At 68.8% G+C, this 13,753-nt stretch carries 12 protein-coding genes; 7 read left to right on the forward strand and 5 right to left on the reverse strand.

The window, feature by feature from the left end:
- A partial coding sequence (locus tag ACX28W_RS42790; RefSeq protein ID WP_459005502.1) for a cytochrome P450 occupies positions 1-1,316 on the reverse strand: 1,316 nt, incomplete at its 3' end.
- 246 nt (positions 1,317-1,562) lie between these two features.
- Here ACX28W_RS42790 and ACX28W_RS42795 point away from each other — a divergent pair.
- Entirely contained in the window at positions 1,563-2,180 is a 618-nt protein-coding gene (locus ACX28W_RS42795; protein WP_459005503.1) for a TetR/AcrR family transcriptional regulator, read from the forward strand.
- 663 nt (positions 2,181-2,843) lie between these two features.
- Here ACX28W_RS42795 and ACX28W_RS42800 read toward each other — a convergent pair.
- The 3 genes from ACX28W_RS42800 to ACX28W_RS42810 form a co-directional block, all read right to left on the reverse strand.
- Entirely contained in the window at positions 2,844-3,173 is a 330-nt protein-coding gene (locus ACX28W_RS42800) for an NIPSNAP family protein (protein WP_459005504.1), read from the reverse strand.
- 70 nt (positions 3,174-3,243) lie between these two features.
- The gene (locus tag ACX28W_RS42805; protein WP_459005505.1) at positions 3,244-3,663 is read right to left on the reverse strand and encodes an SsgA family sporulation/cell division regulator; all 420 of its coding nucleotides are present in this window, start codon (positions 3,661-3,663) and stop codon (positions 3,244-3,246) included.
- A 27-nt stretch (positions 3,664-3,690) separates the two neighbouring features.
- Entirely contained in the window at positions 3,691-3,945 is a 255-nt protein-coding gene (locus tag ACX28W_RS42810; RefSeq protein ID WP_459005506.1) for a hypothetical protein, read from the reverse strand.
- A gap of 512 nt (positions 3,946-4,457) precedes the next feature.
- Between ACX28W_RS42810 and ACX28W_RS42815 the strand changes: the two genes are divergently transcribed.
- From ACX28W_RS42815 to ACX28W_RS42825, 3 genes are read left to right on the forward strand one after another with little or no spacing between them, the layout of a single operon-like run.
- Positions 4,458-4,667: a ferredoxin gene (locus ACX28W_RS42815; protein ID WP_459005507.1), complete on the forward strand. Its 210-nt coding sequence runs from the start codon at positions 4,458-4,460 to the stop codon at positions 4,665-4,667.
- Positions 4,657-6,024 (forward strand): NAD(P)/FAD-dependent oxidoreductase, encoded by a 1,368-nt coding sequence (locus tag ACX28W_RS42820; RefSeq protein ID WP_459005508.1) that lies wholly within the window; start codon positions 4,657-4,659, stop codon positions 6,022-6,024. The genes ACX28W_RS42815 and ACX28W_RS42820 overlap by 11 nt, the downstream gene beginning before the upstream one ends.
- 30 nt (positions 6,025-6,054) lie before the next feature.
- Positions 6,055-7,239 (forward strand): cytochrome P450, encoded by a 1,185-nt coding sequence (locus ACX28W_RS42825; protein ID WP_459005509.1) that lies wholly within the window; start codon positions 6,055-6,057, stop codon positions 7,237-7,239.
- A 114-nt stretch (positions 7,240-7,353) separates the two neighbouring features.
- On the opposite strand, the gene ACX28W_RS42830 is transcribed toward ACX28W_RS42825, so the two are convergent.
- Positions 7,354-7,989: a TetR/AcrR family transcriptional regulator gene (locus ACX28W_RS42830; RefSeq protein ID WP_459005510.1), complete on the reverse strand. Its 636-nt coding sequence runs from the start codon at positions 7,987-7,989 to the stop codon at positions 7,354-7,356.
- Positions 7,990-8,285: 296 nt separating this feature from the next.
- Here ACX28W_RS42830 and ACX28W_RS42835 point away from each other — a divergent pair, with 296 nt between their 5' ends.
- From ACX28W_RS42835 to ACX28W_RS42845, 3 genes are all read left to right on the forward strand, one after another.
- Complete coding sequence (locus tag ACX28W_RS42835; protein WP_459005511.1) at positions 8,286-10,751, forward strand: SpoIIE family protein phosphatase; 2,466 nt, start codon at positions 8,286-8,288, stop codon at positions 10,749-10,751.
- 80 nt (positions 10,752-10,831) lie between these two features.
- On the forward strand, positions 10,832-13,264 hold the full coding sequence (locus ACX28W_RS42840; RefSeq protein ID WP_459005512.1) for an ATP-binding SpoIIE family protein phosphatase: 2,433 nt from the start codon (positions 10,832-10,834) through the stop codon (positions 13,262-13,264).
- 175 nt (positions 13,265-13,439) lie between these two features.
- Positions 13,440-13,721 carry an AMIN-like domain-containing (lipo)protein gene (locus tag ACX28W_RS42845; RefSeq protein ID WP_459005513.1) on the forward strand — a complete coding sequence of 94 codons (282 nt, stop codon included), beginning with the start codon at positions 13,440-13,442 and terminating at the stop codon, positions 13,719-13,721.
- Positions 13,722-13,753: the final 32 nt, after the last annotated feature.

Raw genomic sequence — 13,753 nt, forward strand, 5'->3', positions numbered from 1 at the left:
TCGGTGGTGTCGGCGAACTTGAACTTCTGCAGCACCAGCGCGAGGGCCAGACGGGCCTCGGTGAGCGCGAACTGCCGACCGATGCAGGCACGCACGCCGTTGCCGAACGGCTTGTAGGCGTGCGGGTGGTGCTTGACCCGGTTCTCCGGCAGCCACCGGTTGATGTCGAACTCGTCCGGCCGGTCCCACGCCTTGGGGTGGGTGTGCAGCGGGCCCTCGAGGATGTTGACCCGCGCTCCCTTCTTCAGCTCGTAGCTGCCGCCGATGACGGTGTCCTCCAGCGGGGACTTGCCGATCAACGGGATGGGAGCCCACAGGCGCAGGGTCTCCTCGAGGATCCGCGGGATCACGTCCATCTGCATGATCGTGTCGTAGTCCGGGACCGTGTCGCCCGGCAGCAGCCGGTCCACCTCGGCGTAGGCCTGGGCCAGGATGTGCGGGTTGCGCATCAGCGAGTACGTGGCGAACGACAGCAGACCACTGGTGGTCTCATGACCGGCGATCAGGAACGTCACCACCTGGTCACGGACGTTGTCGTCGTCCAGCCCCTTGCCGGTCTCCGGGTCGGTGGCCTCCAGCATCAGACCCAGCAGGTCATCCTCAGCGGTGCTCATCCCCTCACGGCGCTCCTTGATCACACTCTCGACCAGGTCCCGCATCAGCCGGATGTTCTCGCGGTACTTCTTGTCATCGGCCTTGCGCATCTTGGTCATCATCGGCAGCTCCTGCGAGCGCCGCAACGACTCGACCAGCGCCTCCAGCAGCGCGTTGAGGAAGGGGTGCAGATCCTCCTTGGCGAAGGAGTCGAACCGGTAACCGAACCCCGACAGGGCGATCGTGTCCAGGGTCAGCCGGGTGTAGTCATCGGTGATGTTGACCGACTGGCCCTCCCTGCGCTCCCACTTGCCCACCAGGTTCTGGGCGATCTCCAGCATCTGCCCGTAGTAGCCCTTCATCGCCCGCTGGCTGAAGGCCGGGAGGAGGACTCGGTGCGCCATGCCCCATTCCTCCTCGTGCTGGTGGGCCGTGAACAGGCCGGCTCCCGCGTAGTCCCGGACATGGGCCAGCGGCGTCTTGTCGATCTGCTTGAAGAACCGCGTCTCGTCGCAGACCTCGGCCACCAGGTCCGGATCCCAGACGAAGACCTGCTCGATCCCGGCGATCTCCATGCCGTAGAGCCCCTCGGGGAACCGCTTGGACAGCTCGCCGAAGTACTCCACCGGGTTGGTGCTGGGGATCTGCGGCGTGTGGCCGAGGAAGGGGACCCCGCGCGGAGACCGGATGGGTCGCAGGTCGTTCTTTGACTGGGTGGTCATGGCTTGCTCCTCTGTACAGGAAGGGGGTGGGCAAGGGAGCCGGCGATGCCGGGGTGCACCCCAGAAACATACGCCGTATGGAATTGGTACCATACGGCGTATGGAAAGTCGACCGCAGCCCGGGGCCATGCGGGCGACCGTCATGCCGTCGTGTGGCCGAGCTCATTTCCATACGCTGTATGAAACTGATACCGTCCGCGTATGGAAAAGGCGAAGCGTCCCCCGCGGGGAACAAGAAAGAGGGACGTGCCTCTGACCGAGGCCGGGATCTATGCCGCCGCCCTGCGGCTCATCGACGCGGACGGGGTCGAGGCGCTCACCATGCGCAAACTCGCGACCGCGCTCGATGCGAACCCGATGTCGCTGTACCACCACGTGCCGAACAAGGACGCCGTGCTGCGCGGCGTGGCGAGAATGGTCGGCACCCAGTTCCGCACCGTGACGCTGGAGGACGCTCCCTGGCAGGAGCGCATCCGCCTGCTCGCCACGGATTTCCGGACGCTGGCGCACCGCCACCCCAAGCTCATGGGCTACTCGTTCAGCCACCAGTCGGACTTCATCCAGCCCGAAGACCCGTTCTGGGTTGCGCTCACCGCGATCCTGGACGCCGCAGGGGTGCCGCACTCGGATCTCCCGCTGATCACTGCTCTCGTGGGCGCCGTCCTCACCGGTGTCCTCAGCGCCGAACTCAACGGCGCGCTCCACCGGTGGACGAGCCTCAAACCCCCCACTGTCGGCGAAGACGGGCTCACCCCTCCAGGCCGTGACGAGAACCGCGTCTTCCGCCTGACGCTGGACACGATCATCACGGGCCTGGAGAGCCGACTCCCCGCCGATGGTGACGGCCAGGGCGTCGGCCATTGATCGGGCAGTCCTGAAGCATTGCGGCCTGAGGCCCGCCCGACCACGGGCGGGCCTCAGGCCGCAATGCTTCAGGAGGCACCGCACCCATCACACCCGGAAGGCCCTGTCCAGGCGGCCGCAGCAGATGCGCGGTGTGCTGCGGCTGGGCCGGGCGGCCGATCTGTGGCCGACCTGGTGGTGTACACCGTCGGCGGATCCACGTGCGCGCCCTGCGGGCGCAGCCTGCCCTACGCCACCTCGCGCTCACCCTTGCCCCTGGTTCGCTCGCCTGGATGGTGTGCATGGCGCCCGGTCTCGTACGGTCCCAGGAACCGCAGCGTCCGGCCGTGGCCAGACCTCTGGACGCTGCCGTGCGGCACGCTCGCTCTCCGGACGACGCCGCTGCGCATGATTCGGTCGGCCGAGCTGCGGACACGGCAGCAGCCTGGCGCACGGTCCCGCCGGTACGCCTTCACCCCCCCGGTCGGCTGGGCCTCCATGTCACCGGGCGTCGGCCGCCCGTACTGACGGGCACTCAACCGGGTCTTCGGCAACTGCAGCTGGCCCCCGACCTCGCCGATCTCGTCCATGCCGGTTGCCGTCCGGCGAGCGCCGTGGCGGAGTTGCGCGGCGTTCCGGCACGAACGAGAAGGTCGCCGCAGACCTCGAGCGGCTCGGTACCTGTCACCGCAAGGGTGAGTCGGCGGTGGGCGTCAGCACGGACTCGGCGACGCCAACGATCTGGCTCATGTCGAAGCCCTCCATGTCCGCGCGGAATTCGGGGCTGGACAGGTACGCCTCCAGCCGCTCCTGAACGTCGTCGGCGTCCCGGTAGGAAACGAGGGCGTACAGCCGGGGCACCTCGCTCCCGGGAGCTGCGGGCCCCGTCCAGACGCCGTGTGTGGCGATCCTGTGCTTGGCCATACCGGGAATGTGCATGGACCAGATGTTCTCGTAGGCGACGAGCGCCTCAGGGCTGCTCAGTGTGTAGACACGAAGCTGGTACTGGGACATGAACTCTCTTTCCTTCTCTTCTGTGGCCGGGACAAAGGTCCCCATCCGCACGGCGGTTGGGAGGCTTCTCTCAGCTTTTTGCAAACAGGTTCGCGTGTTCGAGGTCCCAGTCGATGTGTCCGGACTCGGTACCCCGTGGCACCAGCGCCTCCGTGTTCTCCAGGAAGGCCTTGACGTCCTGCACGGGAACCTCGAGCAAGGCGGTGCCTGCGGGAGACCCGAGAACGATGTACATCGCTTGGTCGCCACGGCCGGCGGCCTGCCAGACCCGGATGTCCCCACAGCCTGCGGAACCCCTCAGGCCATCGGCCAGAAGATCCCGCCCCAGGACCCATTCGGTCGGCTCGTCGGTGTCGGTGTAAAAGGCGGCACGGACGACATAGGGATCAGTGGGCTCGTACCGCAGGCTCATGCACATGGACAGCGAGTAGGTGCGCGAGACGACAAGCTGCACGGCCACCCCCTGCATGACGGTCTTCAAAGACTCCATCGACTTTCACTCCTGCCTGGGCGGCGGTCAGCAACCGCTGATCTCGTCCCGGCCGTCGTGGTGCCAGCCATGGATCTCGTCCCAGGAGTAGCCCAGTTCGAGCAGGTAGCCGACACCGTGGTCCCAGCGGTAGGCGTCGGTGTTGACGCTGAAGGCCGGGCGTTGGACGGGCTCGGACGCAGAAGTCGTGGCCGAAGCGGTGCCCCCGGCACCGAGAACGGCGACACCCACGACCGCCACGGAGAAAGCGGTGACGGCAACGCGCCTCGTGGGCTTCTTCATGGTCTTTCCTTCCCGATCGGTGCGATCTGCACCATCGGCTGCAGGCAGGCGATGTGTGGCGCCTGGCGTGGTCCGAGCGAAACACTTCCATACGACGTATGGAAGTGCCCTCCAAGGATTACCATACGACGTACGGAAATGTCGAGGCGGCGAAAATGGCCCGCACGGCCGGCGGCGGCGGGAACAGCTCGACGTCCTCGCCCGGACCGCGTCGGCCGCCTGGACGAAGTCCGTCTGGCCTTCGAGAAGATGCTCACCTGAACCGACCATCTCGGGCTCTGCGCCGAGGAGATCAGCCATATCGGCGGGCAACTTGTCATCTATTACCAGGCTTTCACCCATCTTTTCCTCGTCGGCGCGGCCTTCGGACTCGACCACGTCCTGGGCTGAGCCCTCGCCACTGAGGGGCGAGCTTGCCCGGGATTTCCGTCTCGGGAGCCGTGGCATGCGGGCGCCCGGGTCCACCCCCATGCTGGAAGCGAGGGGGTGAGACAACGGAGGGAGTGGTGGGGATGCAGACCGTTGTGGATCTCACGCGTTGCCAGGGCTATGCGCAGTGCGTGTTCCTCGCGCCGGAGGTGTTCCGGCTGCACGGGGAGGAGGGGTTGCTGTACGCCACGGCCGTCCCCGACGACCAGGTCGAGCGCGTGCGCCAGGCCGCGGCGGCGTGCCCGGTGCAGGCGATCCTCCTCGGTGAGGAGGTGGGCGCCGGTGCCCGGTGACCTCAAGGACGGCCGTATCGTCATCGTCGGCGCGTCGCTGGCCGGGCTCAGGGCCGCGGAGGCGCTGCGCGAGGAGGGCTTCGCCGGCTCACTCACCGTGGTCGGGGACGAGCCCCACCCGCCCTACGACCGACCGCCGCTGTCCAAGCAGGTGCTGCTCGGCCAGGCGACGGCGGACACCACCGGGCTGCCGATGCGCCAGGACCCGAACGCCGATTGGCGGCTGGGCGTGCGCGCCACCGGCGTGGACCTGCTTGCGAAACAGGTGCTGCTGGAGGACGGCGAGTCACTGCCGTACGACCGAGTGCTGATCGCCACCGGCACCCGCGCGCGGCCCTGGCCCAACCCGGAGGAAGCCGCCCTGGACGGGGTGTTCACCCTGCGCACCCGCGAGGACGCCGGGGGACTGGCCCAGCGGCTGGCCGCCGGGCCGGAGCGCGTGCTGGTGATCGGCGGCGGCTTCACGGGCTCGGAGATCGCCTCGGCCTGCCGGGAACGGGGACTGGAGGTCACGGTCGCCGAACGCGGCCCCGCCCCCCTGGTGGGCGCGCTCGGTGGCACCCTGTCGCAGCTCGCGGCCGTCATGCAGCGCAACCACGGCGTGGACCTGCGCACCGGGGTGACGGTCACTGCCTTGCGCGGGAACGGCAGCTTCACCGGTGCGGAGCTGTCCGACGGCAGCCGCGTCGACGCCGACGTCTGCGTCGTGGCGCTGGGCGCGGTACGCAACGTCGAATGGCTGGCGGAGTCCGGGCTGGCGGCAGGCCCGCGCGGAATCGCCTGCGACGCCGGGTGCCGGGCCTTCAACATGTACGGAATCGTCACCGACGACGTCTTCGTGGCCGGTGACGTCTCCCGCTTCCCCCACCCGCTGTTCGGCTACCAGATGCTCTCCCTGGAACACTGGGGAAACGCCGTCGAGCAGGCCGAGGTGGCGGCACACAACATGGTCAATCCGGGGCCTCTGCAGCGCCCGCACCTGGCCGTCCCGTCGTTCTGGTCGACCCAGTTCGGGCTCAACATCAAATCGGTGGGCGTGCCCACCTACTCCGACCACGTGGTCATCGCTCAGGGCTCCCTGGAGGCGCGCCGTCTGGCAATGGTCTACGGCTACCAGGGACGGGTCACCGCCGCCGTCACCGTCGACATGGCCAAGTCGCTCGACTACTACCGGCACCTGATCGAGACGGCTGCTCCGTTCCCGCCCCCGCCCGGCGCCCAGGACCGTGCGATCGCGGCCGACATCATGATTCCGTCCGACGTGCCGGATCCGAAGGGGCTGTCTCACGGCCCCACCGTGGCGCTCACCGGGTACCTGCCCGACCGCCGACTGACCGTGGTGCAGCCCACGGGCTGATCCACGTCCCGTCAACGACGAGGAGCCACGATGCCCTCCGAGACCTTGCTGGCACGGATCACCGACTACGCCAGTCGCCCCGACCCCTACCCGCTGTACGCGGAACTCCGCGAGGCCGGTCCCGTGGTGCGGCAGGCAGACGGCAGCTACCTGGTCGGCACCTACCACGAGATCGCCGCTCTGCTCCACGACCCGCGGATGAGTGTCGACCCCCGCAGCCGTGGCGAAGTGACACACAAGCCGCCGTTCCTGCGGCTCGACGACCCGGAGCACCACAGGCTGCGCACCCTCGCCATGCGGCCCTTCGGCCCGCCGCACAGCCCGCGCCGGGTCGATGCCATGCGCGGCGAGATCGACCGGATCGCCAAGGAACTGATGGAGTCCTTCGAGGCGGGCCGGCAGATCGACGTCGTCGACGATTTCGCCTACCCGCTGCCCGTCACGGTGATCTGCCGCCTGCTCGGCGTACCGCACGAGGACGAGCCGCTCTTCCGGGCCTGGTCCGACGCTCTGGTCGCCGCCGCCGACGTCAGGCCCGAGGCGGACACCACCGAGACGGACAAGGCGGGCGACCAGGCGCGCATCGAGATGGGCGGGTACCTGGTCAACCTCGCCGAACAGCGCCGTGGCAAGCCGAGCGACGACATGCTCTCCGCCTTCGTCAACGAGCCGGACCCGGCCCTGCGGCTCACCCAGGAGGAACTCGCGGAAACCGCCGTGCTGCTGCTCATCGCCGGACACGAGACCACGGTCAACCTGATCACCAACGGGGTGCTCACCCTGCTGCGCCAACCCGAGCACCTGGACCAGCTGCGCCGTGACCCCGACCTGCTGCCGCGAGCGGTGGAGGAACTGCTGCGCTACGAACCTCCGGTCCACATCCGTGAGCGCGTCCCGCTCGCCGACATCGACGTCGCCGGTACGCCGATCGCCCAAGGTACCCCCGTCGTTCTGGTGCTGGCCTCGGGCAACCGCGACCCCAGGCGGTTCCATGATCCCGACCGGTTCGACCCCACCCGCCCGGACAACGAGCACCTCGGCTTCGGCAGCGGCATCCACGTCTGCTACGGCGCACCCCTCGCCCGCATCGAAGCCCAGGCCGCACTGGGCGCGCTGCTCCCCCGCCTCGGCACGGCACGCCTGGTCCAGGACCCGCCCCCCTACCGCCAGAACGCCATGCTCCGCGGACCCCGCCACCTGCCCATCCAACTCTGAGACTGAGGGGCGGCGACAGCAGGCGAGAGATACCAGCCACCCCGGTCCATTACGCAGGCCGCGGGAATCGGTGCGCAGTCGGCGCCGGCCGGCCGGTGCGCGACAGGAACCTCTTCACGCTGCGGCGGGAAGGGGCCGCCGGGCGAGGTCACGGGCCTCATCCGGGGAGAGGCCGAGCATGTGCAGCATCATCTCGGCCATCGTGCCTGCGGCCTGGTCGCTGTCGGCCTCGGGCTGGTTGCACCACAGCTCCAGGAGCGCGAGCAGGCTGCCGTTCAGCACGGTCAGGGCGATCACCGGGTCGACCACGGCGAACCGGCCTGCGGCCATGCCCTGCTCCACGTCGCGCTTCGCGCGCGGAGCCAGTCCGTCGCCGGCGCATATCCGACCGAGCTGGCTGTGGCACAGGATCTGCATGATCTCCGGATATGACTCGGCCATGCGCGCGCTGAGCCGCACGCCCCCAGCGAGGCGCTCGGCGGGATCATCGACGCCGTGCAGGCGTTCGTCGACGGCTTGGGCGTACTCCTCCAGTGCATCGGCCACGGCCGCGTCGAACAGGTCCGGCTTGCCCGTGAAGTGGTTGTAGAAGGAGCCGAGGCCCACGTCCGCGCGCTCCGCGATGGCATGGATGCTGGCGCTGGTGCCGCCGGACTCGGCCAGGATCTGCCGTGCGGCGCGGACGAGCGCCTGGCGGGTCTCGGCACGACGGCGTTCGAATCGGTTCCTGCGTGGGGCTGGCATCGGCATGCTCCATGGATAAGAGCAGCATTTCTGATGAATTCATCATTGCGCTGCCCGTTTCAACTGTCCACCCCGGCCCACCAATCCCGACTCCGCGGTGGCGTGACGTGACAGCGTACGGACATATCTGGGCATTTGATCAATTTCGAGGGACTTGACGATGAAGCGGTCGTAACTGACTATTTCATCAGAAGTGGACAAAGCCGTCCATCGGGCCGACGCCGCACATGCCGACGCCGCACATTGCCGACGCCGCACATGCCGACGCTGTCGCACACCTCCGCACCGATGGGAAGAAACGGATGACGAACACCGACCACATGCCACTTGCCGAGCCGGTGAGCCCCCGAGAGATACCCGATGCGGCCATAGCGATGCTCGATGCGGAGGGCGACGTGGTGGGGTGGACGCACGCTGCTGAGCAGCTTGTCGGGTACTCGGCCGGGGAAGTGGTGGGCCGGTCCGCCGCACACGTGCTGCCGCCCGCCGAGGACGCCCCGAGTGCTTCGGCGTTCGCCGAGCAGTGCCGTGCCCAGGATGGCTGGTCCGGCACCGTGACGGTCCGCCACCGCGACGGCCACGCCATCAAAATGACGCTGCGGATCTCACGGCTGTGGGGGCAGGACGCCGGCACCCGGTGGCTGGTGTCCGTGACCGACATAGGCACCTTGTCTTCGGGGGAGTCCAACGGAGCTGTGCGGGAGTCGCTCCTGGCCCACGCACCGATCGGCATCGCCGTCTATGACCCGCAGCTGCGGTGTACCTGGGTCAACGACGTCATGGAGCGCCACCACGGCACTCCTCGTGAGCGATGGTTCGGACGCCGCCTGCGGGACTCACTGCCCGCCGTCGAGGCCGAAGCGCTCGAGGTGGTGATGCGGCAGGTGCTGGAGAGCGGCACCACCATGGTCCACGAGTACCGGGCGTGGTCGTCGACGGACCGGCGCCGGGAGCACGCGTACTCGGCCTCGTTCTTCTGCCTCCAGGACGCGGAGGGCACGGCACTGGCAGTGTGCTCCATGAGCGTGGACGTCACCGGCAACCGGCGGGCGCGCGAGCGCCTTGCCATCCTCAGCGAAGCCAGCACGCGCATCGGCAGCACCCTCGACGTCATGCAGACCGGGCAGGAACTGGCCGACCTTGCCGTGCCCCTGCTGGCCGACCACGTAGTCGTCGACCTGGTGGAGTCGGTTCCGTTCGGCGTGGATCCCTCGGCGGGGACCGGCACGGCGGCGAACGACCGCCCACCTGTGCTGCGCCGTGCCGGTGTGGCCTCCGTCGACCCGGGTGTCCTCAAGTTGCCGTGGGTGCGCCAAGATGTGATCCGCCCCTTCCCGAGCTCGCTGTTCGCCGCCGTCCTGCGCACGGGCAGGTCTTACCTGGAATCGGCGCTGGACACCTCTTCAGGCCCCTGGGCCCTTCACGACCCGGTGCGGACGCAGAAGCTCCGTGACAGCGGCGTCCACTCTTTGATGGTCGTACCCATCCGTGCACGGCGCTGTGTGCTGGGACTGGCGGTGTTCGCCCGCTCCGAGGAGCAGACGCCGTTCCAGGAGGACGACCTCCTCCTCGCCGAGGAGCTCGTCACCCGGGCCGCGCTCAGCCTGGACAACGCTCTCCAGTACGCGCGCCAACGCACCGCGGCCCTGACGCTCCAACGCGACCTGCTCCCCCACCATGTGGGAGGCGGCGCCGCCCTCGATGTGGCCTCGCGCTATGTGCCGGCTGACATGGACCACGGCGTGGGGGGCGACTGGTTCGACGTGATCAAGCTGTCTGGCGCCCGGGTGGCCCTCGTCGTCGGAGATGTGGTCGGACACGGCATCAACGCCGCGGCGACGATGGGCCGAATGCGCACCGCCGTCCGCACGCTCGCGAACATGGAATTGCCTCCCCACGAACTGCTGGCGCACCTCGATGACACGGTCAGGCGGCTGAGCGAGGAGGATGCCGACGCTCCGGACCAGCTCCCCGCGGCGGTGGGCGCCACCTGTCTGTATGCCGTCTACGACCCGGTCACCCGGCGGTGCACGATGGCGCGGGCCGGGCATCCCCCGCCCGCGATCATCGACCCGCAGGGCCATGCCACGTTCCCCGACATGCCCGCCGGGGCCCCGCTCGGCCTCGGCCTCGGTCTGATCCCCTTCGAGTCCGTGGAACTGGAACTGCCCGAGGGAACTCTGCTCGCGCTCTACACCGACGGTCTGGTCGAGTCCCGCGACGACGACATCGACGTGGGCCTGGATCGCCTGGGCGCCGCCCTGGCACAGTCCGGTTCGCCCCTGGAAGACCTGTGCTCTCAGGTGATCGAGACCTTGCCGACTCAGGCCCCGGCCGACGATGTCACCTTGCTCCTTGCGCGGACTCACGGACTCGAACCGGCCCAGGTCGCCTCCTGGGAACTGCCGAACGAGCTTGCCGCCGTCCGCATCGCCCGGCAGGCAGCCGCCCGCCAGCTCAGCGAATGGGGGCTTGATCATCTGGTGGACACCGAGCAGCTGATCGTCAGTGAACTGGTCACCAACGCCATCCGCTACAGCGCCGGGCCCATCCGCCTACGGCTCATCCAGCACCAGGTCTTGACGTGCGAAGTCTCCGACAGCAACCCCAGCCACCCACGCCCCCGTCATCCCCACACCATCGACGAGAACGGCCGCGGTCTTTCCCTCGTCGCTCAGTTGTCCCACAGGTGGGGCTCCCGCTCCGCAACGGACGGCAAGGTCGTCTGGGCCGAACAAGACCTGCCCTCCAAAGCCCTTGCGGCGTGACGCGCTGCCGACCGGCCGGCCGACGGTCGGCACAGCATGCCGATCTCTCGAGCCGCAGGCCCTCGTAAAGAAAGCCAGAGATGGATATAGAGAATGTCAGGAACGCCTACTCGGCAGACGCCTCCCAAGGATCGACGGGCGTCTCCGGTTCCGGTCCCAGCGGCAGGCTGTACGCCTGCGACGGTCCGGCAGCCGCCGTGCTCGACGATCGAGGCGCGGTGGTGCGGTGGACCGGGACAGCAGAGGACCTGACGGGGTTCCGCGCCGAGGAGGTCTGTGGCCGCCCCGTGCAGGAACTGGTGGCCGACCTCCCGGACGACCTGCGCGGCGCCACGGAGATGCCGGCGTCCGGCCGGGTACGGCTGTGGCACAAGTGCGGCGACACCATCGATGTCACCTTCCGGACCACCAAGCTGGGGGGCTCGGCGGAGGTCCTCGTCCTGGCGGCCCCTACCCACCACGTCGCCGACCACGAGCAGGGCGCAGCGCTCCTGCGTGCACTGTCCGCACAGAACCGGATCACGATCGCTGTGCACGACACGAATCTCACCACTGTGCAGACGAACGCCACGCCGGACACTTTCGACGGCCGTCCAGTACAGCCCGGCTCTCGGCTGAGCGACGTGCTGTGCACCGAGGACGCCGAGAACCTCGAGGCACTACTGCGCCAGGTACTCGAGACCGGTGCTGCACTGGTCCGCAGAAACCAGCACGTGAGCTGTCGGCACGATCCGGCGCGGCAGCACGCGCTGTCGCTGTCCGCCTTCCGACTGGAGGACGCGCGAGGACGCCCCACGGGGGTCGCAGCCCTGTACTTCGACAACGCCGACCAGATGCGCGCCCGACGTCATCTGGATCTCGCCCGCGAGGTGGCCGAGCGAGTAGGAGGATCCCTGGATGTCGTGCGCACCGCGCAGGACCTTGCGGACGTTCTCGCACCTGCGTTCGGGGATCTTGCCGCAGTCGACCTCGCGCACTCCGTTTTCGACGGGGAAGAACCCTCGAAGCGGCTGGGCGGTGGAGACATGGGCAACGCGGCCCTTGCGCCGGCCACCGCAGTGTGGCCGGCCGGCATCAAGCGCGGCGACCCCGTCCCGACCTTTCCCGACCACCCCCTCCTGCGCAGCTTCCGACACGGCGAGACACTCGTCTTCGGCCTTGACGACTTCATCGCCATGGTCGGCGACCCGCAGGTGGTCGAGTATCTCGTCCCGAAGGACGCCCATTCGGTGATGGTGGCACCGTTGCATGCCCGCGGGCTCACGCTCGGCGCCATAACGGCCTGGCGCTGCGGCCGATCCGACCCCTTCACCGAAGACGAGGCGGATCTCATGACGCAGATCGCCTCCCGAGGGGCGCTCGCCATCGACAACGCCCGCCGTTACACGCGCGAGCACAGGGCGGCCGTAGCACTGCAGCGGCTCCTCCTTCCCCCGGCCACGACCGACACTCCGGCAGCCGAGACTGCCAGCGCCTACCTGCCCGCAGGCGGCGGATCCGAAATCAGCGGCGACTGGTACGACGCCATTGCTCTGCCCTCTCTCCGGCTGGCTCTTGTCGCCGGGGACGTCGTCGGCCACGGTATGCCCGCAAGCGCCACCGTGGGCCGCCTGCGCGCCGCCATCCAGACGCTCGCAGACCTGGAACTCGAACCGGACGAGCTGCTCGCCCGGATCGCGGACCTGGTCCAGCGCCTCGCGGCCGAAGCCCCACCGGGCGAGCACGACATCGTCGGCGGCACCTGCCTGTACGCGGTCTACGACCCGGTCACCCGACGATGCGCCATAGCCAGTGCCGGGCACCCGCCACCCGTCCTGGTCCGGCCCGACGGGACCGCCGAAGCCGTCGGGATCTCTCCGGGGCCACCGCTCGCCGTCAGCGGCATGCCGTACGAGACCACCACGATCGACCTCGAGCCGGGCAGCGTCCTCGCCCTCTACACCGACGGCCTGGTCGAACAGCGCGACCACGACATCGACCAAGGCCTGCGGCGCCTGACGGAAGCCCTCGCCGCGTCCTGCCGTCCGGATCGTGCCCTGGACGAAACCGGCCGGGCTCTCCTCGCCGACCTGACAGACCAAGCGCCGCGCGACGACGCGACGCTGCTCCTGGCCCGCACCCGCGCCGTCCCGGCGGAGGACACCGCTCACTGGCAGATCCCGGCCGACACTGCCGCTGTCTCCAAGGCCCGAGAATGGACAACCCGCCAACTCACCACGTGGGGGCTGGAGGACCTCCTCTTCACCAGCGAGCTCATCGTCAGCGAACTGGTCACCAACGCCATCCGCTACGGTCGTGCGCCGATGGACCTCCGCCTGACTCGCCACAACGTCCTGGTGTGCGAGGTCACCGACTCCAGCGGCACCCAGCCCCGCCTGCGGCGCGCCCACACCACCGACGAGGGAGGACGCGGATTGTTCCTCGTCGCCCAACTAGCCGAGCGCTGGGGCTGCCGCCATGGCCAGAACCGCAAGACGATCTGGTCCGAACAGCTCATCCAGTGTCCCCTCTGACCGGGGCTTTCTCGTTGCGGGCGGGTCGAGCCGCAGTCGCGCCGAGGCCGTTCCTCACCATGCTGCGCAGCGAAGGGCCTCCGCAGGGTCGACCAGGTCGATGAGTTGAGCGGGCTCGATCCGGACCTGCTCGGATCGGAGGGCCTCAGGAGACCGCCAGCCCCCGCTGACGGATATCAGGGCCGGCCGGCACGAGTGCTTCGACCGCATGGTCGTCGACTTCAAGGGCGGCTCGGCGGCCGGGGCGCTCGGCTACCGCGTCAAGTACGTCGACAAGCTGACATCCGGTCTGTCGGAGATCCCTGTCTCCGGCGGCGCGATCCTCCAGATCGCCACGGGCCCGAACTACGACCCGTCGACCGGCTCGGAGTCGTACCCGGGGCAGCACGCGCAGCCGCTAACGCCACCTCTTACTGATCGTTTCAGAATGAGGTTCGGAGTCGTCTCAAGCAGATGATGCTGCAGGCGAGTTGGAGTAGGCCGAGGTGG

The organism is Streptomyces sp. SD15 (genome assembly GCF_054462255.1).

Bases quoted from the DNA above. Each gene is read 5' to 3' on its own strand.
- ACX28W_RS42800 (WP_459005504.1), bottom strand. From the start codon at position 3,173: ATGTCCCAGTACCAGCTTCGTGTCTACACACTGAGCAGCCCTGAGGCG.
- ACX28W_RS42805 (WP_459005505.1), bottom strand. From the start codon at position 3,663: ATGGAGTCTTTGAAGACCGTCATGCAGGGGGTGGCCGTGCAGCTTGTC.
- ACX28W_RS42810 (WP_459005506.1), bottom strand. From the start codon at position 3,945: ATGAAGAAGCCCACGAGGCGCGTTGCCGTCACCGCTTTCTCCGTGGCG.
- ACX28W_RS42815 (WP_459005507.1), top strand. From the start codon at position 4,458: ATGCAGACCGTTGTGGATCTCACGCGTTGCCAGGGCTATGCGCAGTGC.
- ACX28W_RS42825 (WP_459005509.1), top strand. From the start codon at position 6,055: ATGCCCTCCGAGACCTTGCTGGCACGGATCACCGACTACGCCAGTCGC.
- ACX28W_RS42830 (WP_459005510.1), bottom strand. From the start codon at position 7,989: ATGCCGATGCCAGCCCCACGCAGGAACCGATTCGAACGCCGTCGTGCC.
- ACX28W_RS42835 (WP_459005511.1), top strand. From the start codon at position 8,286: ATGACGAACACCGACCACATGCCACTTGCCGAGCCGGTGAGCCCCCGA.
- ACX28W_RS42840 (WP_459005512.1), top strand. From the start codon at position 10,832: ATGGATATAGAGAATGTCAGGAACGCCTACTCGGCAGACGCCTCCCAA.